The following is a 26,330-nucleotide window of genomic DNA, read 5'->3' on the forward strand; positions in this document are numbered from 1 at the left end:
CGGATTTCTTATGGCACTGAGTTTCATCAAACGCGTCTTCACCTTCGGCGACGTCCCCCCCGAACAGCAGGTCGAAGATCGTGCTCCGGCACCGATCAGCGAAGCGGATGCCGTTCAGGCGGAGCTTGAACCCAAGACGCGCTCGGAAGACCTGCCCGTTGCAGCTGTCGATCCGGTTGCCGCGATCGAGATCGAGACCGCCGGCGGTCCGGTGTCGGATGCGCCGGCCGACATGGCTGACGTCGACGAGCCGGTTTCCGAGGCTGCCACCGAGAACGACGCTGCCATTCTCCCGGGTGTCGAGGAAACCTCCGAACTCGGCATCGTGCCGTTGTCCTTGCTCGAAGCCGAAGCGGCGGCAGACGTCACGTCCGCCCCGATCGAGGCGCCGGTTCTGCCCAGGGGCTTTTCCACCGCCAGTGCGGCACCGGAGACGGTCACCATCGTGCCGCCTGCCAAACTCACCTGGTTCCAGCGTCTGCGCGAAGGCCTGTCGCGGACCTCGTCGCAGCTGACCGGCCAGATCGCGGCGCTGTTTACCAAGCGCAAGCTGGACGACCAGACGCTCGAGGATCTCGAGGATCTGTTGATCCAGGCCGATCTCGGCGTCGAGACCGCAATGCGGATCACCGGCACGCTGTCTTCCGAACGCTACGGCAAGGACGTGACTGGCGAGGATGTGTCGCGCATCATGTCGGCGGAGATCACCAAGGTGCTGACGCCGGTCGCCAAGCCGTTGCAGCTCGATCTCAGCCACAAGCCGCATGTCATTCTCGTCGTCGGCGTCAACGGCACCGGCAAGACGACGACGATCGGCAAGCTTGCGGCGAAACTTTCGGGCTCCGGGCTGAAGGTGATGCTGGCCGCCGGGGATACGTTCCGTGCCGCTGCCATCGAGCAGCTGAAGATCTGGGCCGATCGGACGGGATCGCAGTTTATCGGCACCAAGCTCGGCGCCGATGCGGCAGGCCTTGCCTATGACGCTTTCGAGCAGGCGCGCGCCAACAAGTCGGATGTGCTGATCATCGACACCGCAGGCCGGTTGCAGAACAAGACCGAGTTGATGGCGGAACTCGAAAAGATCGTGCGGGTGCTGAACAAGCTCGATCCGGACGCGCCGCATACGGTGCTGCAGACGCTCGATGCGACGACCGGCCAGAACGCGATGAACCAGGTCGAGATCTTCCGCAATATCGCCGGCGTCAGCGGTCTGATCATGACCAAGCTCGACGGCACTGCGCGCGGCGGTATCCTTGTCGCGATCGCCGCCAAGCACAAGCTGCCGGTCTATTTCGTCGGTGTCGGCGAAGGGGTCGACGATCTTGAGCCTTTCGAGGCCAAGGATTTCGCCGAAGCGATCGCCGGGCTGGCGCCCGCGCCCCATTGATGACACACAGAAACGAATTTGCTCCAGGCAATTACTGGCTTTAAAGTTGGACCCCATGCAGACGATTGAAAGCGACACCAAGCCGACCAAGGAAGAAAAGCAGCATCCGGGCCTGAAAATGGCGCTGGAGCTCGGGCCGCTCCTGGTTTTCTTCTTCGGCAACCTGCGCGGCGAATGGCTGGTGCAGAAATTCCCGGCGCTTTCGGCCGTCGGCGGCCCGCTTCTGGTGGCAACCGCGCTGTTCATGGTCGCCACGGTGATCTCGCTGGTGATCTCCAAGATCGTCTTCAAGCATCTGCCGGTCATGCCCTTCGTGTCGGGCGTGGTCGTCATGGTGTTCGGGTCGCTGTCGATCTGGCTGCAGGACGAAACCTTCATCAAGATGAAGCCGACCATCGTCAACACGCTGTTCGGCGTGGTGCTGCTCGGCGGGCTTTTCTTCGGCAAGTCGCTGCTCGGCTATGTCTTCAATGCCGCCTTCAGCCTGAATGAAGAGGGCTGGAGAAAGCTCACCCTGCGCTGGGGGATCTTCTTCCTGTTTCTCGCCGTGCTCAACGAAGTGGTCTGGCGCAATTTCTCCGACGAGGCCTGGGTCAACTTCAAGGTCTGGGGCACGATGCCGATCACCATCCTGTTCACGCTGTCGCAGATGCCGCTGATCATGCGGCACTCCGTCGAAGAGCCGAAATCAGGTTCCGAGGTGTGACTGCCGGGGTGCTGTCCTCAAGCGGTTCATCCGGACGGCGCTGGCTTGTCGCGGCGCTGGTCCTGTTTGTGGCGCAGATCGCCATTCTCTATGCGATGGGCCGCGTTCCGATCTGCGAATGCGGCTATATCAAACTGTTCGAGCCCGAGGTGAATTCGTCGGGCAATTCGCAGCATCTGGGCGACTGGTATGTGCCGTCCCACATCATCCACGGTTTTCTGTTCTACGGGCTCGGCTGGCTGATCCTGCGCCGAGCGTCGGTGCCGGCCCGGCTCTCGCTTGCCGTCCTCCTCGAGGCCGCGTGGGAGATCGCCGAAAATTCTCCCGTTATCATCGATCGCTACCGGACCGCGACGATGGCGCTCGGCTATTCAGGCGACAGCATCATCAACTCGGCGATGGATACGGTGTTCATGGCGCTCGGCTTCGTAGTTGCCGCACGCGCGCCCGTCTGGCTCACGGTGTGCATCGCCGTGTTCTTCGAGCTCTTCACCGGCTGGCTGATCCGCGACAACCTCGTCCTCAACGTGCTGATGCTGGTCTGGCCCGTGGATGCCATCAAGGTCTGGCAAAACGCGGTTTAGGCGTTGAGCGAGGTTCAGAATCAGCAAGTGCCAGCTCAGCCTTTACCTGCGGCCGCTTTTTCGATTGCCGGTAGCAGATCCTGGGTGACGCTGCGGGTGTCGAAGGGGCCGACCTTCTTGTAGAGGATCGTGCCGTCAGGGCCGACCAGATAGCTTTCCGGAATGCCGTAGACGCCCCAGTCGATCGCGGACTTGCCGGTCGGGTCGATGCCGATCGCCTTGTAGGGGTTGCCGAGCTCGCCGAGGAAGCGCAGCGCGTTGTCGTTGCGGTCCTTGTAGTTGATGCCGACGATGGTGAGCCGGCTGTCTTCTGCCAGTTGCTTCAGGATCGGATGTTCCTGCCGGCAGGGGACGCACCAGGACGCGAAAACATTGACCAGCGTCAGCTTGCCTGAAATGGCAGAGGAGGTCAGCGCTTGCGTCCGGGACCCTTCGAGAGGCGGCAGCGCCAGGGACGGCGCTTTTTTGCCGATCAGGGCTGACGGAATGGCGGAAATGTCGCGTCCGTTGACATCCTGGTCGTAGAGCATCTTGCCGGCGATTGCGGCAAAGCCTGCGAAAGCAAGAAGCGGGATCAGCGCGAATGCGTAACGGGCAAGACCGCGACGTTTCGGCTGGATGTCCTGCGAGGACGAGGGTTCGGCGCTCATGCCTTGCCGCCTTCCGGCGCCGGCGACGTTGCCGAGCGGCGGCGGATGCCGGCGGCTTCGAGCTGCGCAAGCTCCCTTCGGCGGGCGCGGCCATCGAGCCAGACCCAGCCGATCAGACAGAGCGAGACGAGGCCGGCAATTCCATAGGACATGGCGATATAGAATGTGTGGCTCATGTCACGTGCTCATCTCAGTCGTCAGGCCGGGTTTGTCGCCGGCCATTCTTGCTGCCATCCGGCGCTGCGCCGACACGCGGCGGCGCCAGATCTCGTTGCGCATGGCGGCGATGTGCAGGGTGAAGAACAACATCGTGAAGGCCAGTGCCATCACAAGCAGCGGCCGCAGGAAAGACCCGTCGATGCTCGATCCGCCCATGCGAATGACGCTTGCCGGCTGATGCAGCGTGTTCCACCAATCCACCGAGAACTTGATGATCGGAATGTTGACGAAGCCGACCAGGATGAGGATGGCGCAAAGGCGTGCGGCCTTGCCGGGATCATCCATGGCGCGGTTGAGCGCGATCAGGCCGAGATACATCAGGAACAGCACGAAGACGGAGGTGAGGCGCGCATCCCAGACCCACCAGGTTCCCCACATCGGCTTGCCCCAGAGAGAGCCTGTGGCGAGTGCGATCAGGGTAAACGCGGCGCCGAGCGGGGCGGCGGTCTTGTGGGCAACGTCTGCCAGCGGATGGCGCCAGACCAGCGTGCCGATCGCCGAAAGCGCCATCACCGTGTAGCACATCATCGACAGCCATGCCGCGGGCACGTGCACATACATGATGCGAACCGTCAGCCCCTGCTGATAGTCGCCTTCGCCGGCAAAGCTCAGATAGAGGCCTGCTGCAAACAGGATCGCGGTGACCGCTGCAAGCCAGGGCAGGACGCGCGAGGCCAGGCCGAGAAACCGGGTCGGGTTGGCGAGATCGCTGAATTTGGTGATGGCAAGGCTTTCGGACATCTGGGTTTTCTACTTCAGGACGAGAAGAGGTTCCATCTAATCAATCGTCGGCGTTTCGCAAAGCGAGTGCCGCGCCAAGGGGCCCAAGCACTGCAAAAAACATCGTGATTGCCACCAGTATCAGAAAAGGTGGCAGGAATGGAGCGGGATCCTCCACCGCCGCATAGGAGGCGCTGACCCCGAAGATAAGCACCGGTACGGCAAGCGGCAGGACGAGGATCGCGACGAGCAGCCCGCCGCGGGGAAGGGTCACCGCAACAGCTGCGCCGACGGCACCGATGAAGGTGAGCGCCGGCGTGCCGACCAGAAGTGTCAGCATGGTGGCGCCGATCGCCACTTCGTCCATGTTCATGAACAGACCAAGCAGCGGCGAGGCGATGACCAGCGGCAGGCCGTTGCCGATCCAGTGGGCGAGGCATTTGACGAGCACGGTCAGAACAAGCGGATGCTCCTGCATCAGCATCAGGTCCAGCGATCCATCCTCGCGGTCGGTCTGGAACATCCGGTCGAGGCCGAGCAGGGCGGAGAGAAGCGCTCCGATCCAGACGATCGCCGGACCGATTCGCGACAGGAGGTTGAGATCGGGACCGACGCCGAAGGGAATGACGGCGACAACCGTGATGAAGAACAGGACGCCGATCAACGCGCCACCGCCGGCACGGACGGAAAGCTTCAGGTCGCGCAGAAGGAGAGCGGTCATCACCAGACCTCCTCGGCGATACCGGTAAAGCCGGCCATCTTCAGTTCCTGCGCGTTCTCCAGTCCGAGCGGTTGGTGGGTGGCGCCGATCAGGATGCCGCCGTTTCGGAGATGTGATTCGATCAGCCCGGTGAACACGCGTTCCGCACTCACGTCGAGTGCCGCGGTCGGTTCATCGAGGATCCAGACCGGCCGGAAGGAGACGAGAAGCTTGGCAAATGCCATGCGCCGCTGCTGGCCGGCGGAAAGATATCCGAACGGCAGATGGGTGATGTCGGAAAGGCCGACCGCGTCGGCCGCTTCGTCGACCGGAAGAGATTTGCCCTGCGGCGAGGCTCCGAAAAACTTCTGCCAGAATGTCAGGTTCTCATGCACGGAAAGCTCGGCTTTCATGGCGTTGCGGTGGCCGAGGTAATGACAGGCTTCGGCGGCCCGCATGCCCTTGTCAGCCGTGTCCGCCTGCCAGGTGACGGTGCCGCTTTCGGGGCGCAGGAGGCCTGCGACGACGCGCAGCAGCGTGGATTTTCCTGATCCGTTTTTCCCCGTCAGAACAAGGCTTTCGCCGCCAGACAGTGCGAAGGAGACGCCCTGGAAGATCAGATCTTCGCCGCGCCGGGCGCTCAGATTTTCGGCAATCAGCCGCATATGGTCTATGCCTTTTCGGGCCGGATTAAGCCTTCGATCACACCGCTGCCAAAAAATGTTTGGCGACCTGCGTCAAAGTGTCTGGAACGCTTCTTAGAAATTATCTATAAGCATCGCAACACGCCAGCGGCCGGCGTGATTTTCATCTAGCGCCGAACTTGAGGATCTTCAAAAGTCCTTTCGTGCGGACAGCGGAAATGGTCGTACCCGCATCCTGATGTGCATGAAGTGCATAGGCGTCCGCACGCGCGTGTTGGCTCTTACATCAGCGGGGTTTATCCGTGGCTAAATCTGTCGACAGTTTCAATTGTCGCTCCGTCCTTACCGTAGGCGGTAAGGACTATGTCTATTACAGCCTTCCGAAAGCCGAGCAGAATGGTCTGCCGGACGTTTCCAAGCTGCCCTTCTCGATGAAGGTTCTGCTTGAAAACCTGTTGCGCTTCGAAGACGGAAAGTCCGTTACCAAGGACCAGATCCTGTCGGTTGCCGAATGGCTCAACAACAAGGGTCTGGCCGAGGCTGAGATCGCTTATCGTCCAGCCCGCGTGCTGATGCAGGACTTCACCGGCGTTCCGGCAGTCGTCGATCTCGCAGCCATGCGCGACGGCATCAAGGCACTCGGCGGCGATCCTGAAAAGATCAACCCGCTGGTTCCGGTCGATCTCGTCATCGACCACTCGGTCATCGTCGACGAATTCGGCACACCGACTGCTTTTGCCCGCAACGTCGAGCTCGAATACGAGCGCAACGGCGAGCGTTACCGCTTCCTCAAGTGGGGACAGCAGGCGTTCAAGAATTTCCGCGTCGTTCCGCCCGGCACCGGCATCTGCCACCAGGTGAACTTCGAATATCTCGGCCAGACGGTCTGGACCAGTGAAGAAGACGGCGAAACCGTCGCTTATCCGGACACCTGCGTTGGCACCGATTCGCACACGACCATGATCAATGGTCTCGGCGTTCTCGGTTGGGGCGTCGGCGGTATCGAAGCGGAAGCCTCGATGCTCGGCCAGCCTGTCTCCATGCTTCTGCCAGAAGTCATCGGCTTCAAGCTGACCGGCAAGCTCAAGGAAGGCGTCACCGCGACCGACCTCGTGCTGACAGTCGTGCAGATGCTGCGCAAGAAGGGCGTGGTTTCCAAGTTCGTCGAATTCTTCGGCCCAGGCATGGACAACATGCCGGTCGCAGACCGTGCGACGATCGGTAACATGGGTCCGGAATACGGAGCGACTTGCGGCTTCTTCCCGGTCGATGCCGAAACCGTCAGCTACCTCCACATGTCCGGCCGCACCAAGGAGCGCATCGCGCTCGTCGAAGCCTATTCGAAGGCTCAGGGCATGTGGCGCGACACCGACGGTGCCGAGCTGGTCTTCACCGACACGCTGGAACTCGACCTCAACGACGTCGTGCCGTCGATGGCCGGCCCGAAGCGTCCGGAAGGTCGCATCTCGCTCGAGAACATCGCCTCCGGTTTCGCTGGCTCGATGGACACCGACTACAAGAAGCCGGGCCAGCTTGAAAACCGCTACCCGGTTGAAGGCACGGATTACGATCTCGGTCATGGCGATGTGGCGATTGCCGCCATCACGTCCTGCACCAACACATCCAACCCGTCGGTGCTGATCGCGGCTGGCCTTCTCGCCCGCAACGCAGTCGCCAAGGGTCTGACGTCCAAGCCGTGGGTAAAGACGTCGCTTGCACCGGGATCGCAGGTTGTTGGCGAATATCTCGCCAAGTCCGGCCTGCAGGATTCGCTCGATGCGATCGGCTTTAACCTCGTCGGCTTCGGCTGCACGACCTGCATCGGCAATTCCGGTCCTCTGCCGGCGCCGATCTCCAAGACGATCAACGACAAGGGTCTGATTGCTGCCGGCGTTCTTTCCGGCAACCGCAATTTCGAAGGCCGTATTTCGCCTGACGTCCAGGCCAACTACCTGGCTTCGCCGCCGCTCGTCGTCGCTTATGCGCTGGCCGGCTCGGTGCGCAAGGACCTGACCACGGAACCGCTCGGCATCGGCAGCGATGGCCAGCCGGTATTCCTCAAGGATGTCTGGCCGACCTCCAAGGAAGTTCAGGAGTTCATCCAGAAATACGTCACCCGCGAACTGTTCGAGAGCAAGTATGCGGACGTGTTCAAGGGCGACGAGAACTGGCAGGCAGTCCAGATCCCTGACGGCGACACCTATGCATGGGACGACAAGTCGACCTATGTGCAGAACCCGCCGTATTTCGTCGGCATGGGCAAGACGGGAACCGGTCTCAAGAACATCCACGGCGCACGCGTCCTTGGCCTGTTCGGCGACAAGATCACCACCGACCACATCTCGCCGGCCGGTTCGATCAAGGCTGCTTCGCCAGCCGGTGCTTACCTTTCGGAAAACGGCGTCGCCGTTGCCGACTTCAACCAGTACGGCACGCGTCGCGGCAATCATGAAGTCATGATGCGCGGCACGTTCGCCAACATCCGCATCCGCAACCACATGCTCGGCCCGAACGGCAAGGAAGGTGGCTACACCATCCACTACCCGTCCAAGGAAGAGATGTCGATTTACGATGCGGCCATGAAGTACAAGGATGAAGGCACGCCGCTGGTCATCTTTGCCGGCGTCGAATACGGCAACGGTTCCTCGCGTGACTGGGCTGCAAAGGGCACCAACCTGCTCGGCGTCAAGGCCGTCATCGCCCAGTCGTTCGAGCGTATCCACCGCTCCAACCTGGTCGGCATGGGCGTCGTTCCCTTCGTCTTCGAAGAGGGCGTGACCTGGGCTTCGCTCGACCTCAAGGGTGACGAGACGGTCGAGATCGTCGGTCTCGAAGGCGATATCAAGCCGCGCGAATGGAAGATCGCAAAGATCACCTATGGCGACGGTTCGGTGAAGGAAATCAACATCCTCTGCCGCATCGATACGCTGGACGAGGTGATCTACATGAACAACGGCGGCATTCTGCAGACCGTTCTTCGCGATCTGGTCGCTTAATAAAAAATCCTCCACCCGCCGGTCAGACCGGCGGGTGGAAATTCTTTGACGGCGATCGGCTCACCCGCCTGGATGTGCTTTTCGCAAGACTTCGTCAGCCCAAACCCCTGGGCTGGAGAACCGGTTTGCCGACCCTGCATGTGCCGGGTCGCTCAATTCCCCTGACCAGCACGGGGATGCGGTGGTGAGCATTTCGCCTTGGCCACCGACGTTAAGGTCTTCATTCCTTGTCCCTCATCATTTTCATCGGCATGGCCGTTACGGTTTTCCTGACGTCGCTTCTGTCTGGGATTTTCGGCATGGCGGGCGGGCTGATCCTCTTGTGGGTGCTGCTGTTTCTCTATCCGGTCGGCACCGCCATCGCGATCCAGGGTGTCATCCAGATGGTCTCCAACGGATCCCGCGCCTGGTTCTCCCGTGCCTATATCGACTGGAAGATCCTCTCGATCCTGTGCTCTGGTGTGGCGGTTTCCGCCCTCATCCTGTTTCTGACGAGCTATACGCCAAGCCTGATCGTGGTTCTGATCGGTGTCGGCCTGATGCCTGTTCTCGTCTGGATACCGGTCAACAGGCTGCAGCTCGATGCGTCGCGTCCCTCGCATGCGTTTTTGGCTGGACTGCTGTCGGGTGGGATGACGATCAGCGTCGGCGTGGCAGGTCCGACGGTCGATATCTTCTTCATTCGCACCGAGATGGACCGGCGCAAGGTCATCGCCACCAAGGCGTCGATTCAAACGATCTCGCATCTGGCAAAGATCGCCTTCTACTGGGATGCCGCTTCGAACCTTCCGACCGTCGACATGGTGGCGGTGCTGATCGCCGCGCCGATCGCCATCCTCGGCGCTCGGGCGGGCAACGGTATCCTGCAAAAGATGACGGACGCCAATTTTCGGAGCTGGACCCGATGGGTGGTGACCGGCGTCGGCGCGGTCTACCTGACCCAGGGATTGCTGAGCTTTTTCTAACAGGCGGAACGGGCCGGACACGCGATCGCAGAGAGCGATCACATGTCGGATCCTCACCCGTTCGTGACTTCCTCTTGAACCGGTGCCGCGGTTACTTATCCGGCGTCCCACCGTTATGGCCTTGATTGCCCCTCGCAATCGTGGATAACAAACAACCTATCAAAGGGTTTGCCATTCATGCTGCTTCGTTTTCGCTCCATGGTCCTCGTTGCCGGTCTGCTGATAGCAGGCTCGGCTTCGGCAGGGGAATCGAAGGCCCCGAAGGGCGTCGTGGAACTGTTCACCTCGCAGGGCTGTGCCTCCTGTCCGCCTGCGGACACCACGTTCAGCCAGCTTGTGGCCCAGGGCGACGTCGTGGCGCTGTCCTATCACGTCGACTACTGGAACTATCTCGGCTGGACCGATACGCTTGCCTCCAAAGAGAATACCGAGCGTCAGTACGGCTATGCCAAGACGATGGGCCGCAGCGGCGTGTACACGCCGCAGGCCATCATCAACGGTCGCGACCATGTCAAAGGTACGGACCTGGTCGGCATCAACTCCAAGGTCGATGGTATGCGCAGCAAGGGAGAGGGGCTGGTTGTTCCCGTCTCGGCTGCCATGCACGGAGACGAGATCGAGATCGAGATCGGCGCCGGCAATGCACAGATACCGGCCGAGGCCGAAGTCGTCGTCGCCTACTTCACGAAGAAGCAGCAGGTCGAGGTGACGAAGGGCGAAAACAGCGGCAAGAACATGGATTACTGGCATAGCGTCTACGACGTGCAGTCCGTTGGCATGTGGAACGGCCAGACCATGTCGCTGAAGCTGCCAGGCAAGCTGATGGGCAAGTCCAAGAAGGACGGTTGCGCAATCCTGCTTCAGGCATCGGGCCCGAACGGCGAGCCGGCCGAAATCATCGGCGCAACAATCCTGATGGCCGGGCGCAAGAAGCTGGACGACTGACAGGGCATACCAACACCGCTCACCAGCAAGCTGGTCGCGGAGCGCCGCGCGCTCATTCTTTTCGACGGGAAGTTTGTTGGCGGCCCGGTCCAAATCCACTGGGGGGCTGGGGGTAAGGGTCAGCGAACCGAACCGGGCCAAATGGCGCTAAAGAACGCGCCAAACCAACATCTACAATCTCGCTTGCAATTCGGGCGCTGTTTTGACCGAAATACGGCTTTCTCAGAAAACATCGCGGCAGCCGGTAACCGGGTATGCCAGCGTTGCAATTTCTAAAATGTCGGGGCACACTGTCACTGCTTTGACATCTATGATTGGGAGTCTTGATGACCGATCAGCCTGAATTTCCGAGGGGCCACCGGCCTCACGATGCTGCCGTCGTCGTCAATCTCAGCGAATACCGACAGAGCCTCGATCCTGCGCCCGTGACGTTTCACCGTCGAGAGCTCGACTCCATCCTGTGGATCTATGGTCGGATGGTGGGCGAGGGCGAGTGGAAGGATTACGCGATCGATCACCTGAAGGACAAGGCCGTCTTTTCGATCTTCAAGCGATCGGGCGAGCTGCCGCTGTTCAGGATCGAGAAGAACCCCAAGCTTGCCAACAAGCAGGGTGCCTATTCCGTCATCAACACAAACGGCGTGATCCTGAAGCGTGGTCACGAGCTGCCACAGGTGTTGAAAGTGTTCGACAAGGCGCTGAAGCTCATCGACTGAACTGGTTCACTCGGTGAACAGCGAACCGGGATAGACCGTCGGGTCAGGCGGTGTATCCTTAGCCTCTCCGAGTGCGATCTGCATCAGGACCGTGTCCAGCCACTGACCGTGCTTGAAGCCGGTGCCTTTCAGCGTACCGGTCATTTCGAAGCCTAGGCTCTTGTGGACCGCGACGGATGCGGGGCTTGCGCCACCGATCACGGCCACCATCTGGCGAAAGCCGAGCGCTGTGCAGCGGCTGAGCAGTTCCTGCAGCAGTGCCTTCCCGGCACCCTTTCCACGCGCTTCAGGAGCCAGATAGACCGAATCCTCCACCAGCCAGCGATATGCCGGCCGGGTGCGGAAGGCGGATGCATAGGCATAGCCGATGAGGACGCCGGCGTCGTCGATGGCTGCGATGTAAGGATAGCCCTTCTCGCGGATGGCGTGGAAGCGCGCGGTCATCTCTTTCAGATCAGGCGGGGTGATCTCGTAGCTTGCGGTGCCGTTCAGCACACTGTCCCGGTAGATGGCCGTGATGGCGGGCAGGTCGTCGGTTGTGACGTCGCGAAGGTGCTGGGGCATGGCAGGACTTGGGGCTTGAGGTGAGGCAGCAAGCCTATGACGCAGCCTCCCGGCGGGCAACAAAAAAGGCGACCTTGCGGCCGCCTTCTTGTGTGTCGTCTGGTCTGTCTTCCACTCCGTGGATCAGTTGTTACGGTTGCCCATGAACTGAAGCAGGAAGGTGAACAGGTTGATGAAGTCGAGGTAGAGCGTCAGGGCGCCCATGATCGCCTTGCGGCCCATGACCGTCGCATCATCCGCGTCGTAGTACATTTCCTTGATCTTCTGCGTGTCGTAGGCGGTAAGGCCTGCGAAGATCAGCACGCCGATCGCGGAGATCGCGAAGCCGAGTGCCGAAGACGCCAGGAAGATGTTGACGATCGAGGCGATGATCAGGCCGAACAGGCCCATGATCAGGAACGAGCCCATTGCCGACAGGCTTCTCTTCGTCGTGTAGCCGTAGAGCGACAGAGCGCCGAACGAAGCTGCGGTCACGAAGAACGTCTGCACGATGCTCTGGCCGGTAAAGACCAGGAATATCGACGACAGCGAAAGACCCATCAGGGCAGCGTAGCCCCAGAAGGTTGCCTGGGCGGCGCTCACGCTCATCTTGTTGATCCTGAAGCTCAGGAAGAACACGACGGCGAGCGGCGACAGCATCACGACCCAGCGCAGCGGGCTTGCAAACAGCAGCTGGCCGAAGGGGGTCAGCTGGCCATCGGCGACGGCCATCTGCCAGGTCGCGAATGCCGCGATGCCGGTGATTGCCAGGCCGAGTGCCATCAGGTTGTAGACCTTGAGCATATAGGCGCGCAGGCCTTCATCGATCATCGCACCGGACTGCGCACCCGTCTGGGCGGCTCGGTTTTGATAGTTGTTGAAGTCAGCCATAGTATCCTCTTCAAGCTCCGGAATTTGTCACGGTGTCGGGCCCTAACGGTCAGACCCAGGCGCCGCTGCGGAGCCCAGCAAGCCTACCATCAAATATGAGGCGATAACCACGCCTATACAAGGGGGAAGGAACGCAATGGATCCCAAAGCTCCCGATCACAATTCCCGGAGGACCGGCGCCGCCTTCTGGCCCAGCACCCGCCACGTGCCGATAAGCCCGATGCCGACGGTCAGCACCAGCGAGGCCACAACCGTGATGATCGCCACATCTGGCAGGAAGGTCGAGGGAAGGCGCATGATGCGCGACACGATGAACCAAGCGGATACGCCGCCGGCCAGAAGCGCAAACACGGCGGTGGCGAAGCCGAGGATCATGTATTCGTAGCTAAAGGCACGAATGAGCATGGATCTCGTTCCCCCCAACGTCTTCAGGATCACGGCATCGTGGGTACGGGCGCGGTTTCCGGCCGCAAGCGCCCCGGCAAGCACCAGCACCGAAGCGATCAGCGCCACGGCGGCCGCTGCCCGGATCGCGGTTGCCAGCTGGCCGATCAACTGATCGACGATATCGATCGCATCCTTGACCCTAACACTCGTGATGGTCGGATAGGCATTGCTGACGGAGCGCAGGATTGTCGCTTCCTGCTGCGCCGTTGCCGATGGATCGGTGAGGGTCGCAAGCCAGGCATGCGGCGCGCCGCGGAACGTGTTGGGCGAGAAGACCATGACGAAGTTGATGGACAGCGATTCCCATTCGACGTTGCGGAAACTGGAGATCTTGGCGGTGATGTTGCGGCCGAGCACGTTGACGGTGACCGTATCACCGAGTTTCAGTCCGAGTTCGCCTGCCTCTTCCGCCGAAAATGAAACGAGAGGCTCGCCGTCATAGTCGGCCGGCCACCATTCACCCTGCGTCAGGGTCGAGCTTTCCGGCTTGTTCTTGGCGTAAGTGATGCCGCGATCGCCGCGCAGAACCCAACGGCCCTTTGCCGGAACATTCATCTGACTGACATCCTGACCGTTGAAGGCGAGGATGCGACCCCGCAGCATCGGCACCTCGAACAGCTTGGCGCCGGGTGCCTGCTCCTGCAGCAGCTTGCGGAAACCATCGACTTCGGCGCTCTGGACATCGACGAAGAAGAAGTTCGGCGCGTTGCGGGCGATGTTGCCGGTCAGCTGGTTGCGCATGTTGCCGTCGATCAGCGCCAGCGTCACCAGGAGTGCCAGACCGAGGCCGAGCGAGAGCACGACCGAGGGCGTCAGGGCGCCGGGACGGTGGATATTGCCGAGTGCCAGCCTCAAGGCCGGCGAACTGACGCGCGGGGCACGACGGGCAAGCCACGCAATGAGCGCCGCCACAAGCCGCAGCAGCACGAACGCGCAGGCGACCGCGCCGAGGAAGACCGAGGCGACGAAGTGATTTTCGGACGAGAAGATCGCAAGGATTGCGAGAGCGGCGAGTGCTGCGCCTGCGGCTGCCAGATACGGCCAGGATGGAAGCCGGCCCGTGTCGAAACTCTGTTCTCTGAACAAAGCTGTGGCAGGGACCTCGCGCGCATGTCCAAGCGGCAGAATGGCGAAGGCAAAGGTGATCAGCAGACCGAACAGGGCGGCAAGCCCAAGCGCCGACGGATAGATGTTGATGCCATCCGGTACCGGAAGCACGCCTTCGAGAAAGCGCAGTGCCACGATGGGCGAAACGGCGCCGATGACGAGGCCGGCCAGAATGCCGATCACTGCCAGAACCATGATCTGGAACAGGTAGATCAGCGTGACAACAGTTGCGGGTGCGCCGAGGCATTTGAACGTGGCGATCGTGGTGCGTTTGGCATCGAGGAAGGCCCGCACGGCGTTCGCCACGCCGACACCGCCGACGATCAGCGCGGTGAGGCCGACCAGCGTCAGAAACTGCGAGAAGCGCTCGACGTTTTCGGTAAGCGAGGGGGCTGCGCGGTCGCTGCTTCGGATCGACCAGCCGGCTGCCGGGAATTCGCGGTTGGCGCGATCGGCCAACCCGGTCCGGCTGGCAGGATCACGCAGCTTGATCTTGTAGGCGTGTTCGACAAGGCTGCCGTTTGCCATCAGGCCCGACGCCTGCAGCGCTTCCCGGCTGACCATCAGGCGGGGCGCAAAGCCGAAGCCATCGGACACCGCGTCCGGTTCCGACGCGATCGTGCCGCGCAGGACGAGCCTGATATTGCCGAGCAACAGTTCGTCGCCGGTCTTGATGCCGAGGCGCTCGAGCAGAAGCGGAGCGGCCAGTGCGCCGAAGGTCTCGCCCTGTTTGGCGACGAGTTCCTGCAGGGGCGCGGCCGGCTCGGCCTTAAACTCTCCGTAGAGTGGATAGGCGCCGTCGACGGCCTTGACCTCGACCAGCGCCTGTTCGGATCCATCCGGCTTGCGGGCCATGGAGCGCAGGCCGGTTGAGACAGACATTTCGCCGAGCCCGCTCAAGAAGGCGCGTTCCTGTTCGGTCGCTTCGCGGTTGTTCAGCTCAAAACGAATATCGCCGGCAAGCAGTTGCTGGCCCTGGCCGGCAATGGCTTCGGTAATGGCGCGCGAAACGGAATTGACGGCGGCAATCGAGCCGGTGCCAAGCGCGATACAGGCGAGGAAGATGTAGAAGCCGCTAAGGCCACCGCGCATTTCCCGCAATGCCAGGCGCAGTGCAATTTTCAGCCGAGGGACCGCGACCATCATACGGATGCGACCTGAACGGCTGGAGCGCCTGCTCCGTCGTCGATGATTTCGCCGGAGCGGACGCGGATCTGGCGCGAGCAGCGGGCAGCGAGCGAAATGTCATGGGTGACGAGGATCATCGTCATGCCGCGCTCGGCCTGCTTGGAAAACAGAAGGTCGGCGATCTGGCGCCCGGTCTCGGTATCGAGATTGCCGGTCGGTTCGTCCGCGATCAGCACGGCAGGCGAGGGGGCGAGTGCGCGGGCAATCGCTACGCGCTGCTGCTCGCCGCCTGAGAGTTGGCCGGGATAGTGGTGCAGCCGTTCACCCAGGCCAACCGCTGTCAGCTCGCGGCGGGCGATCTCGAACGGATCTTTCGCGTTTGCAAGCTCCAGCGGGACTGCGACGTTTTCGAGCGCGGTCATGTTGGCGATGAGGTGAAACGACTGGAAGACGATGCCGATATTGCGGCCGCGGAAATCCGCCAGCGCATCTTCGGAAAAGTTGTGAAGCGCCTGCCCGTTAATGACGATCTCGCCGCTGTCGAGGCGTTCGAGGCCGGCCAGCACCATCAGCAGTGTCGATTTGCCGGAACCGGAGGGACCAACGATGCCGACCGCTTCTCCTGTGTCGACGTCAAGATCCATGCTCTTCAAAACGTGAACGGATGCCGCCGCGCTGCCGAGGGTGAGATCGGCTTTTCGCAGCGTGATGATGGTTTTAGTCAATGCAGACCGTCCTATATAGGCTTCAAGAGCAATTCATGCCGCGCTGCGGTTAAGCCCAAATCTAGGAGACCGATCGTGCGTTTTAAAGCAAGACCGCTTCAATTCCTCGTCATGATACTGGCAGCACTGACCGCAGCCCCGGCTTTTGCCCAGGACAAGACCCTCCAGATCGTCGGTTTTGGAGACAGTCTGATGGCCGGTTACCAACTGGCGCCGGCAGAATCCTACACCGCCCAGCTCGAGGCAGCGCTGAAGGCGAAGGGCCTCAATGTGGCGATCAACAATGCCGGCGTGTCCGGCGATACCAGTTCCGGCGGGCTTGGACGCATCGACTGGTCGGTTCCAGATGGCACTGATGGCGTGATCCTTGAGCTTGGCGCCAATGATGCGCTGCGCGGCATCGCACCCGAGCAGACGGAAAAGAACCTCGATGCGATGATCACGCGGCTGAAGGCGCGCAACATTGCGATCTATCTGGTTGGCATCATGGCGCCGCCGAACATGGGCAGCGACTATGCGCAGAAGTTCAACCCGATCTACGAAAGGCTCGCCAAGAAACACGCGCTGCCGCTCTATCCGTTCTTCCTCGATGGCGTGACCACTGTTGCCGGAATGCAGCTCGAAGACGGCATGCATCCAAACGCAAAGGGTGTCGCGGCCATGGTCGAAAAGAGCCTTCCTTCGGTCGAAGCCTTCCTTGGGGACATCGGTAGTCAGCAAAAATAATATCTTGCGCGGAAGCGAGTTGCATGTTCCGCTGTTAGCATCTGCAAAAGATTCGAGGAGGTCCCTATGCCGAGACTTTTCATCGCCCTCGAAGTTCCACGCAATGTAGCGATGAGCCTGTCGCTGCTCCGTGGCGGCATCCCCGGCGCACGGTGGATCGATGTGGAGAACTATCACATCACCCTTCGCTTCATCGGCGACATCGACGGACGGACCGCAGACGAGATCGTCGACCGGCTGGACCGGATCGACCGTCCGGAATTCCAGCTAAAGCTGACAGGTATCGGTTCGTTCGGGTCCAAGAAGCCGCATTCGATCTTTGCCGGTGTCTCCCCGTCGCCCGAACTTCACGCGCTGCAGGGGGAAACCGAGCGGATCTGCCAGCGTCTCGGACTGGCGCCTGATCCGCGGAAATTCACGCCGCATGTCACTCTGGCACGTCTCAAACACTGCCGACTCGATGAAGTCGTACATTACCTTTCAGGGCGCGGGAATTTTCACACCGCGCCCTTTGTCGTTCCGCGTTTCGTGCTGATGTCTTCCAAGGAATCCTGCGGTGGCGGGCCCTACCTGACGGAGGAAATCTTCCCGCTGCGCGAGCTCAGCTACGGCTATGCCCAGGACGAGATGGAAACAGCCGAGCACCGTTTCTAGTCTCTGGCGAAGGTATGCTGATGGCTTATGAGGTGCTGGACAGAGAAGCGATCGAGCGCGAGATCGCCACTCTCGATGGCTGGACGATGGGCCCTGATGGCGACGCGATCACGAGGAGCTTTGTCTTTGCGTCGTTTCGCCAAGCCTTCGGGTTCATGGCGGAATGCGCGTTGGCGGCTGAAAAACTCGACCATCATCCGGACTGGTCCAACAGCTATTCGCGTGTCGAGGTGCAACTCACCACCCATGCGAAGAAGGGGCTGACAGATCGTGATTTTAAGCTGGCGCGAGCCATGGACGAGGCATTTCGCGCACGGATCGTCACGCCCCGGAATTGAACTTCACACCGGCATTCCCATATGCTGATGCATTGAAGCGAGCATCTGGAGTGACGGAATGAGCGTGGATGACGTCAAGATCGGCGAGATCCTTCTGCCCGGCGACGAAAAAACGCAGGATCGCCGGGAAAAGCAGGTGCGTGCCAGGTTCTGGCCGACGATGCGGCGAGCCGCGCGGCAAATTCCATTCAGCCGCGATCTGGTCGCCGCCTATTACTGCGCCGTGGACCGAAAAACACCCTTGCGCGTTCGCGGGACCTTGCTGGCAGCGCTTGCCTATTTCATTCTCCCCATCGACATCGTCCCAGATTTCTTTGCGGTCGTCGGGTTCAGCGATGATATCGCGGTTCTTGCTGCGGCTCTGCGCATGATCCAGGGCCATATCAACGACGGACATTACGACGCAGCAGACAGCGCGCTTGCCGATCACCCCGATATTGCAGCCGGAATGAAGACGAGCGGCTGATCCGGCCGCCCCGCCGCTTCAGTTCGGTGAAGTCTCTTCCAGTGCTCGCCGCAGGCGCTCGAACGCCAGCCTGATGCGCGACTTTACGGTGCCCAGCGGAAGCCCAGTCGAAGCGGCGATTTCGGAATGGGACTGACCCAGGAAAAAGGCGGCCCGCACCAGCTTCATTTGCTCGTCCGGAATCTGAGAAAGGGCATCACGGACCCGCTCGTCGCGCTCCTTGCTTTCAAACAGGGTGTCGACGCCCGGTACCTCCGCCAAGGCAAGAAATGTCTCCTGGCCGTCAAACTTGCGGTTTCGGGCGCGGCGCTTTGCATCGATGTGGCGGTTTCGTGCGACCCGGAACAGCCAGGTCGACAGGCTTGATCTTGCGGGATCATAGAGGCTGGCACGATGCCAAAGGATGGTCATGACATCCTGGACGAGTTCTTCTGCCTCGTCCGAATTCATGCCGCGCTTCATCAGCCAGGATTTCAGGCGTGGCGCGAAATGATCAAAAAGCGCAGTGAACGCGTCTTGATCACGCGTTGCAGCCACTGCCCTGACCAGGCGGGCGAAGCGGTCTCTCTCGTCCCCTAGCATCTAACCGGCAGTAGGCTTTCTTTGTGAGTAGGCGTCAGCTTTGCGACTATCCTACCGTATCGGTAGAAAAACGGGTAGCGGTTTTAAGCAGGATTTATACGTAGTTTCAAAGTGCTGCGGCCTGCGTCATCGGACGGACAAACTCTTGCCCAAATCGTTGTTGAGTGATGCGCCCAGAAAACTCGACGTCTGGAACGGGCATCATCAAACGCAACCCTGCGCCGCATTCGACCACATCCCGGTTCACTACATATTCAGCATCCAACCGATAGTGTTGACTCTTTGGTAACCGGAATGAAGTCAAAATGGGACCCGACCGTTGGGACGCCGCATATGACGCCCAGGCATGACGCCGAGAAGGCATGTCCGTACTGGCCCGGCTCGGGCCCTTGAAATTACGAAAATTGGCAGGAGATCATGGCCGCTAGAACCGTCGCAATCGCATTGGCGCTTACTCTCGCCGGAATTGGCGCAGGACTTGGCGCCGGCACGGGTACCGCTTCCGCCCAGACGCCGAACCGCATCCAGCAGTTCAAGGCGTGGGGTGCGTATTCCTACAAGCAGGGCGCGGCTACGGTCTGCTACGTCTTGTCCGTCCCGACGACCAAGGAGCCTGCAAGCGTCGATCACGGCGATATCTTCTTCATCGTGTCGCAGCGTCCAGGCCAGAACATCTCCTACGAGCCACAGGCGATGATGGGCTACACGATGCAGACCAATTCCAAGGTCACCGTGACGATCGACAACAAGAACTTCACGATGTTCACCAAGGACAAGGCCGCCTGGGTCGAGAACGCTGCCGAAGAACCGGCTCTCGTTGCTGCGATGCGGACCGGTCAGAAGATGAGCGTCAGCGCCGTATCCGGTCGCGGTACCAAGACGTCCTACGCCTATTCGCTGCAGGGCATTTCAGCAGCTCTGAAGCAGGTCGAATCCTGCAAGTAAGCAGAGATTGCCACCACCGCATTGGAAGGCCGGTCATCGACCGGCCTTTTGCGTTTGACGAAGAATAGTGACGTGGCGTCGTTTTGATGATAAAGCGCCCGTCAAGATTAGTCCTGCGCGACCGTTCCTCGGAACGTCGCTTACCCGGGACGCCATGATTTCACAGAAAGACATGCCACGGCGATGCGCGAAACCTGCGCTGGGCGAAGGCATGTTATTCGAACGGGATATGAAGAAATGTCGGTCTCCGAGGCCTTTGCGCCTGTCGCCATCAAGAAGCCGCTCGTCGCCAATCCGGACCTCTATAGCGAAAAGCCGTCGCTGATCGGCCTGTCGCGCGAGGATATGGACGCGGCGCTGCGAGAAAAGGGCATACCGGAAAAGCAGGCACGCATGCGCGTCAGCCAGCTCTGGCACTGGCTCTACATTCGCGGCGTGTCGGATTTCGACGCGATGACGAATGTCGCCAAGGACATGCGCGAAATGCTGAAGACGCATTTCACCATTGCGCGCCCAGAAGTGGTGGAAGAGCAGATTTCCAACGACGGCACGCGCAAGTGGCTGCTGCGCTTCCCGCCGCGCGGTGCCGGTCGTCCGGTCGAGGTCGAAACGGTTTACATTCCCGAAGAGGGCCGCGGCACGCTCTGCATATCGAGCCAGGTCGGTTGTTCACTGACCTGTTCCTTTTGCCATACCGGCACCCAGCGCCTCGTGCGCAACCTGACGGCCGAGGAAATTCTGAGCCAGTTGCTTCTGGCGCGCGACCGGCTGGGTGATTTTCCGGGTGCCGACACGCCGCCAGGCGCTTTCGTGCCGACCGGCGACCGCAAGGTTACGAACGTCGTCATGATGGGCATGGGCGAGCCGCTCTACAATTTCGAAAGCGTCAAGACGGCGCTGTTGATCGCGACAGACGGCGACGGGCTTTCGCTGTCGAAGCGTCGTGTCACGCTGTCGACGTCGGGCGTCGTGCCGGAAATCTATCGGACCGGCACGGAAATCGGCGTGATGCTGGCGATCTCGCTGCATGCGGTGCGCGACGAACTGCGCGACATGCTGGTGCCGATCAACAAGAAGTATCCGCTGAAGGAATTGCTGGAAGCCTGCCGCCAGTATCCGAGCCTGTCCAACGCCCGTCGCATCACATTCGAATATGTGATGCTGAAGGACGTCAACGACAGCCTCGAGGATGCCAAGCTGCTGACCCAGATGCTGAAGGGCATTCCGGCGAAGATCAATCTCATCCCGTTCAACCCGTGGCCCGGTACCAATTACCAGTGCTCGGACTGGGAGACGATCACCAAGTTTGCCGACTTCATCAACCAGGCAGGCTATGCCTCGCCGATCCGCACACCACGCGGCCGCGACATTCTCGCCGCCTGTGGTCAGCTGAAGTCGGAATCGGAGCGCATGCGCAAGACGGAGCGTCTCGCCTTCGAAGCGATGATGATCGCCGGCCATGGCGAAGACGACTGACGCCGGGAGGGCTTCGATTGCTGGCTGAACCGGCTCGAAGCCTGGAAACTCTCATCAGTCCTTTCGTTTCTGACACCGAGCGCTCGAGGGGCGGCAAAAATGCCGCCTAGCGCGCCGCAAATGCGCTTGATTCCGTTGTAGGGGTCATATGCAGACTGCAATAATCTGATATCGATGTGGCTCATCCAGGTGCAACCGGAAGATGCCGCCATGTTTCAGCATCCCATTAGGAAGTCTGCATTTTATGTCTCACTAACAGGCGGAGCGATAGTTGCTGCCTTAATTTCCACAACCGCAGAAGCGCATGTGAAATGGTTCGCACCCTACATCGTGGGTGCGCCTCTCCAGCCGGTCGAAACTGTTCTGCGCGATATCTGGTTCTGGGTGGCGATCGTACTCGTTCTCGTTTGTTTCGCCGCAGCCCGGGCGATCGAAACCAGCCGTTTTGGACCGTTGATCTTCGAAGCGCTTGATCGCTTTACCTCGCCGCTCTGGTCGAGGATCGACGATTATGTCCGCGTCGTCATTGGCTCGTTCTTCGTCGCGATCTTTGCCACGGGTGGCGTTTACCTGACACCGGACCTGAAGACGCCTGCCGAATGGGTGTCCTGGCTGCAGTTGCTGATCGCTGCCCTGATCTTCTCGCGGCGGACCATGCCTTTCGCCGGCCTTGGAATTGTTGCCCTATGGCTGCTCGCGGCGCGGGACTACGATCTCTTCCACTTGTTCGACTATTTGGCGCTCGGGCTCGGCGTTGCCGCCTACCTGATCATCGAGCCGATGAAAGACGACTGGCGTGTCCACCGTTTTGAAGTGCTGCGCTGGGGCCTAGCCATCGCGCTGATGTGGTCGAGCCTCGAAAAATTTGCCTATCCCGAATGGTTCTATCCGCTGGTGCTGGAAAAGCCCTTCCTCACGATGGGCATGCCTCGCGATGTCTTTATTCCCATGGCCGGTATCGCCGAATTCACCATGGGCTTCGGTCTTCTCTGGACCGCGCTTATCCGCCGCCTTTCGGCCATCGCAATGATCGTCATCTTCACCTCGGCCGTCTTGCCGTTTGGGCGTATCGACCTGATCGGCCACGGATTGATCACCGCCATCCTGGTGGCGGTTGCCTGCGACCAGAACGGGGCAGACGGGCTGCTGCCCGGACTGAAGCAGAAGCTTTCGGCCATCCCTGCCGGGCTGGCTGTCGCCATCGTGGTTTTCATGAGTGGCTATTGGGGCCTGCATCTCGCCTTCTATGGTGCCGGAGGCTTTTCCGGGCCGGTGGCGGCCGAAAAGACCACCCATTCCCACAGCGTCGAATACCCGCATGGCCCGCAGTCCGACATCGGAATTGGTGCCCCGCCCACCCGCGGCCAGGGGGAGTAACAGAAGAGTTGTCCTTCGACGCGAAGCGAAGGTAGTTTGAAACGAAGGGGCGACCTTATCTCGACTGCGTCATGAAGATCTTCACGGCGAAGACCGAGAACACGCCGGCGAAGGTGTAGTCGAGGCCGCGCAGGACTTTCGGATTTCTTTGCAGCCAGTTCGCAAGCCGATCGGCGGCAAGCACGACGATCAGGTTCACCGGCATGCCGATGGCGATAAAGAAGATCCCGAAGAAGACCAGCTTGCCCGTCACATGCGGATCTGTCGCCGTCACGAACTGCGGAAGAAAGGTCATGAAGAAGATGATCACCTTCGGATTGAGGATATTCACCCAGAAGCCGATCGAGATATTTGCGAGCGGGCTTGCCGTTGCGCGCTCCACGGTTTCGACGGAGAAGCTGGAGCCGAAGCGGATCGCCTGGATCGCCAGCCACAGCAGATAGGCGGCGCCGCCTGTTTTCAGGATGAAGAAGGCGGTGGGCGACGCGGTAATCAGCGCCGAGATGCCGAAGGCGACCAGAAGCGTGTGGCAGACGACGCCGAGACTGGTGCCGAGCACCACGAACAGTGCCGATCTGCGCCCCTGCGCAAGCGCCCGGCTGATCGACAGCGTCATATCAGGCCCAGGCGTCAGAGCCAGAAGCAAGCCGGCTGCGGTGAAGGCCAGAAGCGATGCAAGGCTTGGCAGGAATTCCATTAAGTGTCCTCGAAAGCCGGATGACGGTTGTCGCTTTTTATCCGGCTTTCGAAGTCCTGCCAAACCTGTTGATCAACTGCCGCTGATGAATTTTTTTGATGCATCCGTGAAGTCCGGATGCCAGCGCGACAGAGGCGGACGGTTTTCGATGATGTCGCCGATTGCCCATGCCATGCGCCGTTCGTCCGTCTTGCGGTCGACGTCGTTGTCCGGGCAGAGAATGTAGAAATCACCGCGTTCGAGACTTTCCAGCATGAACTGCACTGTCTGTTCGGACGTCCAGGCGGCATCGGGCTTTTCGGTTCGGTCCCCCTTTGTCAGGCCGGTATAGACGAAGCCCGGAATGAGAAGGTGGGCACTGACCTTGCATTCGGGCATATTGCGCAATTCGTGCTGCAGGGCTTCGGTGAAGGCCTTCACGCCGGCCTTGGAGACATTGTAGGCGGGATCGCCGGGCGGCGTGGTGATGCCCTGTTTCGACCCGGTGTTGATGATGAGGCCAGGTTCGCCATGGGCGATCATGCGGGGGCCGAATGTCCTGCTGCCATTGACGACACCCATCAGGTTGACGGCGAGAACGTTCTCCCAGTTGACCTGCGGGCCGAACAGGCTGCTGCCGGGCTGGATGCCGGCATTGTTCATCAGCACGTGAACCCGGCCGAAGCGCTGCAGAACGGCGCGTTCCAGAGCTTCGATCTCCGTCGGTTTCGAGACGTCGGTGCCGATTGCCACGACATCGGCCTCGCCATCGTCGGCAAGGGCGGCAACCTCGCGACACGCCTCTGAAAGCCGGTCGCCCTCGAGATCCGCCAGGACGACGCACATGCCGAGTTTCGCAAATTCCTTGGCAGCGGCAAGGCCGATACCGGAGGCGGCGCCGGTGACGACGGCGACATTGTCTTTCTTCAGAGCAGGGTGAGTGATGGACATGGGAAGTCTCCTCTTTGATGCTTCTGTTGAAAGGTTTTGGCGTTCGAAGGTTTGGGCTGTTCTGAGACCAAAGGTGTTCAACGGCTCGGCGCGATATGGTATCCTCCGCGGGATCCGTCAACATGACGCGAGATCAAACCGGAGCCGGCATGATGGGCGAACTTAGATCTATCAGAGTTGACGAAAAACTGGCCGCCTTTGTTGAAAAGCAGGTCGAGGACGGACGTTATGGCTCCGCCAGCGAAGTGATCGAGGACGCGTTGCGCCTGATGCAGGAAAGCGACGCGGCCTCGCTGGAGGCCATCCGCGCGGCAATCCAAGAAGGTGAAGACTCTGGTGAGCCGCAGCCGTTTGATTCCGATGAATTTCTGGAAGAAATGCATCGCAAACATGTCCGGTGAAGCCAAGGGCTACAAGCTTGCGCCGCGCGCGAGACGGGACCTTGCGGAGATCTGGCGATACACTTTCGAAACCTGGTCTCTTGCCCAAGCGGACGCCTATTACGGCGACATCATCTCTACTGTGCAAGCCATTGCGAGTGGTCGCAAGCGCGGCAAGCCGATCGACCAAATTCACCAAGGCTATTTGACGTGCTCGTGTGGCTCCCACTGGATCGTCTACCGACAGAGAGGCGCCCAGGTCGTGATCATCCGCATCCTGCATCAACGCATGAACCTGTCGCGCCATCTCTGACGGGATCCCTTCCGGGTTTTTCTTGCGCGGCTTTTGAAACTCGCTAAAAGTGCGCCATCCCAGACACGACGGTTGATCCAACCGCCACCACCCGCAGACGGACAATTCGACATGGCACTTCCGAAAGACGTAAAAAAGGTCGTTCTCGCCTATTCCGGCGGTCTCGACACCTCGATCATCCTGAAATGGCTGCAGACCGAACTCAATGCTGAAGTGGTGACCTTCACCGCCGATCTCGGTCAGGGCGAAGAGCTGGAACCGGCGCGCAAGAAGGCCGAGATGCTCGGGATCAAGGAGATCTATATCGAGGACGTCCGCGAGGAATTCGTCCGCGACTTCGTCTTCCCGATGTTCCGTGCCAATGCCGTCTATGAAGGCGTCTACCTGCTCGGCACATCGATTGCCCGGCCGCTGATCTCCAAGCATCTGATCGAGATCGCCCGCAAGACCGGCGCCGATGCGATCGCGCATGGCGCCACCGGCAAGGGCAACGACCAGGTCCGCTTCGAGCTGTCGGCCTATGCGCTCAACCCGGATATCAAGGTCATCGCGCCTTGGCGCGACTGGGCGTTCAAGAGCCGCACCGACCTTCTGACGTTTGCCGAACAGAACCAGATCCCGGTTGCCAAGGACAAGAAGGGCGAGGCACCGTTCTCGGTCGATGCCAACCTGCTGCACTCGTCTTCCGAGGGCAAGGTTCTGGAAGACCCGGCGGTCGAGGCTCCCGAATACGTGCATATGCGCACGATTTCGCCGGAATCTGCACCGGATCAGGCGACTACCATCAAGGTCGGCTTCCGCAAGGGCGATGCCTGCTCGATCAACGGCGTCGAGATGTCTCCGGCAACGCTGCTTGCCGCCCTCAACACCTATGGACGCGACAACGGTATCGGTCGTCTCGATCTGGTCGAGAACCGGTTCGTCGGCATGAAGTCGCGCGGCATCTACGAAACCCCCGGCGGCACGATCCTGCTCACCGCTCACCGTGCCATCGAATCCATCACGCTCGACCGGGGTGCAGCGCACCTCAAGGACGAGCTGATGCCGAAATATGCCGAGCTCATCTATTACGGCTTCTGGTACTCGCCGGAGCGCGAGATGCTGCAGGCCATGATCGACAAGAGCCAGGAGCATGTGGAAGGCGAAGTGACGCTGAAGCTCTACAAGGGCAACGTCATGGTCATCGGCCGCGAGAGCGCGAAGTCGCTCTATTCCGACCAGCTGGTCACGTTCGAGGACGATCAGGGCGCCTACGATCAGAAGGATGCAGCCGGCTTTATCAAGCTCAATGCCCTGCGCCTGCGCACGCTCGCCAAGCGCAACCAGCTCCGCTAAGCGCTTTTGCACCGATCGATATTGAAGCCCGCTTCTGG

General features: G+C 60.5%; 29 protein-coding genes. 17 read left to right on the forward strand and 12 right to left on the reverse strand.

Going from position 1 to position 26,330, the window contains the following annotated elements; all coding sequences use genetic code 11:
- Nucleotides 1-10 precede the first annotated feature (10 nt).
- From ftsY to BLW69_RS00660, 3 genes are read left to right on the forward strand one after another with little or no spacing between them, the layout of a single operon-like run.
- On the forward strand, nucleotides 11-1,387 hold the full coding sequence (gene ftsY, locus BLW69_RS00650) for a signal recognition particle-docking protein FtsY (protein WP_092659275.1): 1,377 nt from the start codon (nucleotides 11-13) through the stop codon (nucleotides 1,385-1,387).
- Nucleotides 1,388-1,442: 55 nt separating this feature from the next.
- Complete coding sequence (locus BLW69_RS00655) at nucleotides 1,443-2,093, forward strand: septation protein A (protein ID WP_062462334.1); 651 nt, start codon at nucleotides 1,443-1,445, stop codon at nucleotides 2,091-2,093.
- The gene (locus tag BLW69_RS00660; RefSeq protein WP_092659277.1) at nucleotides 2,090-2,677 is read left to right on the forward strand and encodes a DUF2585 domain-containing protein; all 588 of its coding nucleotides are present in this window, start codon (nucleotides 2,090-2,092) and stop codon (nucleotides 2,675-2,677) included. Before BLW69_RS00655 ends, BLW69_RS00660 begins: the two co-directional genes overlap by 4 nt.
- Nucleotides 2,678-2,712: 35 nt before the next feature.
- Here the strand turns inward: BLW69_RS00660 and BLW69_RS00665 are convergent, their stop codons facing one another.
- The 5 genes from BLW69_RS00665 to ccmA are packed head-to-tail and all read right to left on the reverse strand — an operon-like array spanning nucleotide 2,713 to nucleotide 5,631.
- A complete protein-coding gene (locus BLW69_RS00665) occupies nucleotides 2,713-3,327 on the reverse strand; it encodes a DsbE family thiol:disulfide interchange protein (protein ID WP_092659279.1) in 615 nt (204 codons plus the stop codon).
- Complete coding sequence (gene ccmD / locus BLW69_RS00670) at nucleotides 3,324-3,503, reverse strand: heme exporter protein CcmD (protein ID WP_062462343.1); 180 nt, start codon at nucleotides 3,501-3,503, stop codon at nucleotides 3,324-3,326. The genes BLW69_RS00665 and ccmD overlap by 4 nt, the downstream gene beginning before the upstream one ends.
- 1 nt (nucleotide 3,504) lies before the next feature.
- The gene (locus BLW69_RS00675) at nucleotides 3,505-4,287 is read right to left on the reverse strand and encodes a heme ABC transporter permease (protein ID WP_062581625.1); all 783 of its coding nucleotides are present in this window, start codon (nucleotides 4,285-4,287) and stop codon (nucleotides 3,505-3,507) included.
- A 40-nt stretch (nucleotides 4,288-4,327) separates the two neighbouring features.
- Entirely contained in the window at nucleotides 4,328-4,987 is a 660-nt protein-coding gene (gene ccmB, locus BLW69_RS00680) for a heme exporter protein CcmB (protein WP_092659281.1), read from the reverse strand.
- Nucleotides 4,987-5,631 carry a heme ABC exporter ATP-binding protein CcmA gene (ccmA, locus tag BLW69_RS00685; RefSeq protein ID WP_092659283.1) on the reverse strand — a complete coding sequence of 215 codons (645 nt, stop codon included), beginning with the start codon at nucleotides 5,629-5,631 and terminating at the stop codon, nucleotides 4,987-4,989. The genes ccmB and ccmA overlap by 1 nt, the downstream gene beginning before the upstream one ends.
- A 281-nt stretch (nucleotides 5,632-5,912) precedes the next feature.
- On the opposite strand from ccmA, the gene acnA reads away from it, so the two are divergent.
- The 4 genes from acnA (at nucleotide 5,913) to BLW69_RS00705 (ending at nucleotide 11,232) form a co-directional block, all read left to right on the forward strand.
- Complete coding sequence (gene acnA / locus BLW69_RS00690) at nucleotides 5,913-8,606, forward strand: aconitate hydratase AcnA (protein ID WP_062462356.1); 2,694 nt, start codon at nucleotides 5,913-5,915, stop codon at nucleotides 8,604-8,606.
- A 227-nt stretch (nucleotides 8,607-8,833) separates the two neighbouring features.
- Entirely contained in the window at nucleotides 8,834-9,571 is a 738-nt protein-coding gene (locus BLW69_RS00695) for a sulfite exporter TauE/SafE family protein (protein WP_209902338.1), read from the forward strand.
- 177 nt (nucleotides 9,572-9,748) lie between these two features.
- Complete coding sequence (locus BLW69_RS00700) at nucleotides 9,749-10,516, forward strand: DUF1223 domain-containing protein (RefSeq protein ID WP_062462362.1); 768 nt, start codon at nucleotides 9,749-9,751, stop codon at nucleotides 10,514-10,516.
- Nucleotides 10,517-10,842: 326 nt separating this feature from the next.
- Nucleotides 10,843-11,232: a DUF2794 domain-containing protein gene (locus tag BLW69_RS00705; RefSeq protein WP_062462366.1), complete on the forward strand. Its 390-nt coding sequence runs from the start codon at nucleotides 10,843-10,845 to the stop codon at nucleotides 11,230-11,232.
- A 6-nt stretch (nucleotides 11,233-11,238) separates the two neighbouring features.
- Here the strand turns inward: BLW69_RS00705 and BLW69_RS00710 are convergent, their stop codons facing one another.
- The 4 genes from BLW69_RS00710 to BLW69_RS00725 all read right to left on the reverse strand — a co-directional run bounded on the left by BLW69_RS00710 (nucleotide 11,239) and on the right by BLW69_RS00725 (nucleotide 16,073).
- Entirely contained in the window at nucleotides 11,239-11,796 is a 558-nt protein-coding gene (locus tag BLW69_RS00710) for a GNAT family N-acetyltransferase (RefSeq protein WP_092659285.1), read from the reverse strand.
- A 123-nt stretch (nucleotides 11,797-11,919) separates the two neighbouring features.
- On the reverse strand, nucleotides 11,920-12,666 hold the full coding sequence (locus BLW69_RS00715) for a Bax inhibitor-1/YccA family protein (RefSeq protein ID WP_062581634.1): 747 nt from the start codon (nucleotides 12,664-12,666) through the stop codon (nucleotides 11,920-11,922).
- Between the two features lie 156 nt (nucleotides 12,667-12,822).
- Nucleotides 12,823-15,366: an ABC transporter permease gene (locus BLW69_RS00720; RefSeq protein ID WP_092659287.1), complete on the reverse strand. Its 2,544-nt coding sequence runs from the start codon at nucleotides 15,364-15,366 to the stop codon at nucleotides 12,823-12,825.
- Nucleotides 15,363-16,073 carry an ABC transporter ATP-binding protein gene (locus tag BLW69_RS00725; protein ID WP_092659289.1) on the reverse strand — a complete coding sequence of 237 codons (711 nt, stop codon included), beginning with the start codon at nucleotides 16,071-16,073 and terminating at the stop codon, nucleotides 15,363-15,365. Before BLW69_RS00725 ends, BLW69_RS00720 begins: the two co-directional genes overlap by 4 nt.
- A 75-nt stretch (nucleotides 16,074-16,148) precedes the next feature.
- Between BLW69_RS00725 and BLW69_RS00730 the strand changes: the two genes are divergently transcribed.
- The 4 genes from BLW69_RS00730 to BLW69_RS00745 all read left to right on the forward strand — a co-directional run bounded on the left by BLW69_RS00730 (nucleotide 16,149) and on the right by BLW69_RS00745 (nucleotide 18,257).
- A complete protein-coding gene (locus BLW69_RS00730; protein WP_092659291.1) occupies nucleotides 16,149-16,799 on the forward strand; it encodes an arylesterase in 651 nt (216 codons plus the stop codon).
- A gap of 66 nt (nucleotides 16,800-16,865) precedes the next feature.
- Nucleotides 16,866-17,453 (forward strand): RNA 2',3'-cyclic phosphodiesterase, encoded by a 588-nt coding sequence (gene thpR, locus BLW69_RS00735; RefSeq protein WP_092659293.1) that lies wholly within the window; start codon nucleotides 16,866-16,868, stop codon nucleotides 17,451-17,453.
- Nucleotides 17,454-17,473: 20 nt separating this feature from the next.
- Nucleotides 17,474-17,791, forward strand: a complete 318-nt coding sequence (locus BLW69_RS00740; protein ID WP_092660928.1) for a 4a-hydroxytetrahydrobiopterin dehydratase — start codon at nucleotides 17,474-17,476, stop codon at nucleotides 17,789-17,791.
- A 64-nt stretch (nucleotides 17,792-17,855) separates the two neighbouring features.
- Nucleotides 17,856-18,257, forward strand: a complete 402-nt coding sequence (locus tag BLW69_RS00745; RefSeq protein WP_062462639.1) for a YkvA family protein — start codon at nucleotides 17,856-17,858, stop codon at nucleotides 18,255-18,257.
- A gap of 18 nt (nucleotides 18,258-18,275) precedes the next feature.
- Here the strand turns inward: BLW69_RS00745 and BLW69_RS00750 are convergent, their stop codons facing one another.
- Nucleotides 18,276-18,839: a sigma-70 family RNA polymerase sigma factor gene (locus BLW69_RS00750; RefSeq protein ID WP_062462388.1), complete on the reverse strand. Its 564-nt coding sequence runs from the start codon at nucleotides 18,837-18,839 to the stop codon at nucleotides 18,276-18,278.
- Nucleotides 18,840-19,256: 417 nt separating this feature from the next.
- On the opposite strand from BLW69_RS00750, the gene BLW69_RS00755 reads away from it, so the two are divergent.
- From BLW69_RS00755 to BLW69_RS00765, 3 genes are all read left to right on the forward strand, one after another.
- Nucleotides 19,257-19,784 (forward strand): invasion associated locus B family protein, encoded by a 528-nt coding sequence (locus BLW69_RS00755; protein WP_062462391.1) that lies wholly within the window; start codon nucleotides 19,257-19,259, stop codon nucleotides 19,782-19,784.
- A 237-nt stretch (nucleotides 19,785-20,021) separates the two neighbouring features.
- Nucleotides 20,022-21,260: a dual-specificity RNA methyltransferase RlmN gene (gene rlmN / locus BLW69_RS00760; protein ID WP_092659295.1), complete on the forward strand. Its 1,239-nt coding sequence runs from the start codon at nucleotides 20,022-20,024 to the stop codon at nucleotides 21,258-21,260.
- Between the two features lie 306 nt (nucleotides 21,261-21,566).
- Entirely contained in the window at nucleotides 21,567-22,637 is a 1,071-nt protein-coding gene (locus tag BLW69_RS00765; protein WP_244508714.1) for a hypothetical protein, read from the forward strand.
- Between the two features lie 55 nt (nucleotides 22,638-22,692).
- Here the strand turns inward: BLW69_RS00765 and BLW69_RS00770 are convergent, their stop codons facing one another.
- Together BLW69_RS00770 and BLW69_RS00775 are read right to left on the reverse strand one after the other, a co-directional pair.
- Nucleotides 22,693-23,334 (reverse strand): LysE family translocator, encoded by a 642-nt coding sequence (locus BLW69_RS00770; protein ID WP_062462396.1) that lies wholly within the window; start codon nucleotides 23,332-23,334, stop codon nucleotides 22,693-22,695.
- 72 nt (nucleotides 23,335-23,406) lie between these two features.
- A complete protein-coding gene (locus BLW69_RS00775; protein WP_092659297.1) occupies nucleotides 23,407-24,264 on the reverse strand; it encodes an SDR family NAD(P)-dependent oxidoreductase in 858 nt (285 codons plus the stop codon).
- 149 nt (nucleotides 24,265-24,413) lie between these two features.
- Between BLW69_RS00775 and BLW69_RS00780 the strand changes: the two genes are divergently transcribed.
- From BLW69_RS00780 to BLW69_RS00790, 3 genes are all read left to right on the forward strand, one after another.
- Nucleotides 24,414-24,665 carry a type II toxin-antitoxin system ParD family antitoxin gene (locus BLW69_RS00780; RefSeq protein ID WP_244508715.1) on the forward strand — a complete coding sequence of 84 codons (252 nt, stop codon included), beginning with the start codon at nucleotides 24,414-24,416 and terminating at the stop codon, nucleotides 24,663-24,665.
- Nucleotides 24,655-24,957 carry a type II toxin-antitoxin system RelE/ParE family toxin gene (locus BLW69_RS00785; RefSeq protein WP_162759424.1) on the forward strand — a complete coding sequence of 101 codons (303 nt, stop codon included), beginning with the start codon at nucleotides 24,655-24,657 and terminating at the stop codon, nucleotides 24,955-24,957. Before BLW69_RS00780 ends, BLW69_RS00785 begins: the two co-directional genes overlap by 11 nt.
- Nucleotides 24,958-25,068: 111 nt before the next feature.
- The gene (locus BLW69_RS00790) at nucleotides 25,069-26,292 is read left to right on the forward strand and encodes an argininosuccinate synthase (RefSeq protein ID WP_092659300.1); all 1,224 of its coding nucleotides are present in this window, start codon (nucleotides 25,069-25,071) and stop codon (nucleotides 26,290-26,292) included.
- Nucleotides 26,293-26,330 lie beyond the last annotated feature (38 nt).

The sequence above is a fragment of the Rhizobium sp. NFR12 genome, assembly GCF_900108545.1.
GTDB classification, from domain to species: Bacteria; Pseudomonadota; Alphaproteobacteria; order Rhizobiales; family Rhizobiaceae; genus Neorhizobium; species Neorhizobium soli.

Excerpts from the sequence above, each read along its gene's own strand:
- rlmN (WP_092659295.1), top strand. The coding sequence starts at position 20,022 with ATGTCGGTCTCCGAGGCCTTTGCGCCTGTCGCCATCAAGAAGCCGCTC.
- BLW69_RS00775 (WP_092659297.1), bottom strand. The coding sequence starts at position 24,264 with ATGTCCATCACTCACCCTGCTCTGAAGAAAGACAATGTCGCCGTCGTC.
- BLW69_RS00755 (WP_062462391.1), top strand. The coding sequence starts at position 19,257 with ATGGCCGCTAGAACCGTCGCAATCGCATTGGCGCTTACTCTCGCCGGA.
- BLW69_RS00715 (WP_062581634.1), bottom strand. The coding sequence starts at position 12,666 with ATGGCTGACTTCAACAACTATCAAAACCGAGCCGCCCAGACGGGTGCG.
- ccmA (WP_092659283.1), bottom strand. The coding sequence starts at position 5,631 with ATGCGGCTGATTGCCGAAAATCTGAGCGCCCGGCGCGGCGAAGATCTG.
- BLW69_RS00655 (WP_062462334.1), top strand. The coding sequence starts at position 1,443 with ATGCAGACGATTGAAAGCGACACCAAGCCGACCAAGGAAGAAAAGCAG.
- BLW69_RS00710 (WP_092659285.1), bottom strand. The coding sequence starts at position 11,796 with ATGCCCCAGCACCTTCGCGACGTCACAACCGACGACCTGCCCGCCATC.
- BLW69_RS00785 (WP_162759424.1), top strand. The coding sequence starts at position 24,655 with ATGTCCGGTGAAGCCAAGGGCTACAAGCTTGCGCCGCGCGCGAGACGG.
- BLW69_RS00705 (WP_062462366.1), top strand. The coding sequence starts at position 10,843 with ATGACCGATCAGCCTGAATTTCCGAGGGGCCACCGGCCTCACGATGCT.
- ccmD (WP_062462343.1), bottom strand. The coding sequence starts at position 3,503 with ATGAGCCACACATTCTATATCGCCATGTCCTATGGAATTGCCGGCCTC.
- ccmB (WP_092659281.1), bottom strand. The coding sequence starts at position 4,987 with ATGACCGCTCTCCTTCTGCGCGACCTGAAGCTTTCCGTCCGTGCCGGC.
- BLW69_RS00770 (WP_062462396.1), bottom strand. The coding sequence starts at position 23,334 with ATGGAATTCCTGCCAAGCCTTGCATCGCTTCTGGCCTTCACCGCAGCC.
- BLW69_RS00790 (WP_092659300.1), top strand. The coding sequence starts at position 25,069 with ATGGCACTTCCGAAAGACGTAAAAAAGGTCGTTCTCGCCTATTCCGGC.
- BLW69_RS00740 (WP_092660928.1), top strand. The coding sequence starts at position 17,474 with ATGGCTTATGAGGTGCTGGACAGAGAAGCGATCGAGCGCGAGATCGCC.
- BLW69_RS00750 (WP_062462388.1), bottom strand. The coding sequence starts at position 18,839 with ATGCTAGGGGACGAGAGAGACCGCTTCGCCCGCCTGGTCAGGGCAGTG.
- BLW69_RS00780 (WP_244508715.1), top strand. The coding sequence starts at position 24,414 with ATGATGGGCGAACTTAGATCTATCAGAGTTGACGAAAAACTGGCCGCC.
- thpR (WP_092659293.1), top strand. The coding sequence starts at position 16,866 with ATGCCGAGACTTTTCATCGCCCTCGAAGTTCCACGCAATGTAGCGATG.
- BLW69_RS00665 (WP_092659279.1), bottom strand. The coding sequence starts at position 3,327 with ATGAGCGCCGAACCCTCGTCCTCGCAGGACATCCAGCCGAAACGTCGC.
- BLW69_RS00720 (WP_092659287.1), bottom strand. The coding sequence starts at position 15,366 with ATGATGGTCGCGGTCCCTCGGCTGAAAATTGCACTGCGCCTGGCATTG.
- ftsY (WP_092659275.1), top strand. The coding sequence starts at position 11 with ATGGCACTGAGTTTCATCAAACGCGTCTTCACCTTCGGCGACGTCCCC.
- BLW69_RS00675 (WP_062581625.1), bottom strand. The coding sequence starts at position 4,287 with ATGTCCGAAAGCCTTGCCATCACCAAATTCAGCGATCTCGCCAACCCG.
- BLW69_RS00700 (WP_062462362.1), top strand. The coding sequence starts at position 9,749 with ATGCTGCTTCGTTTTCGCTCCATGGTCCTCGTTGCCGGTCTGCTGATA.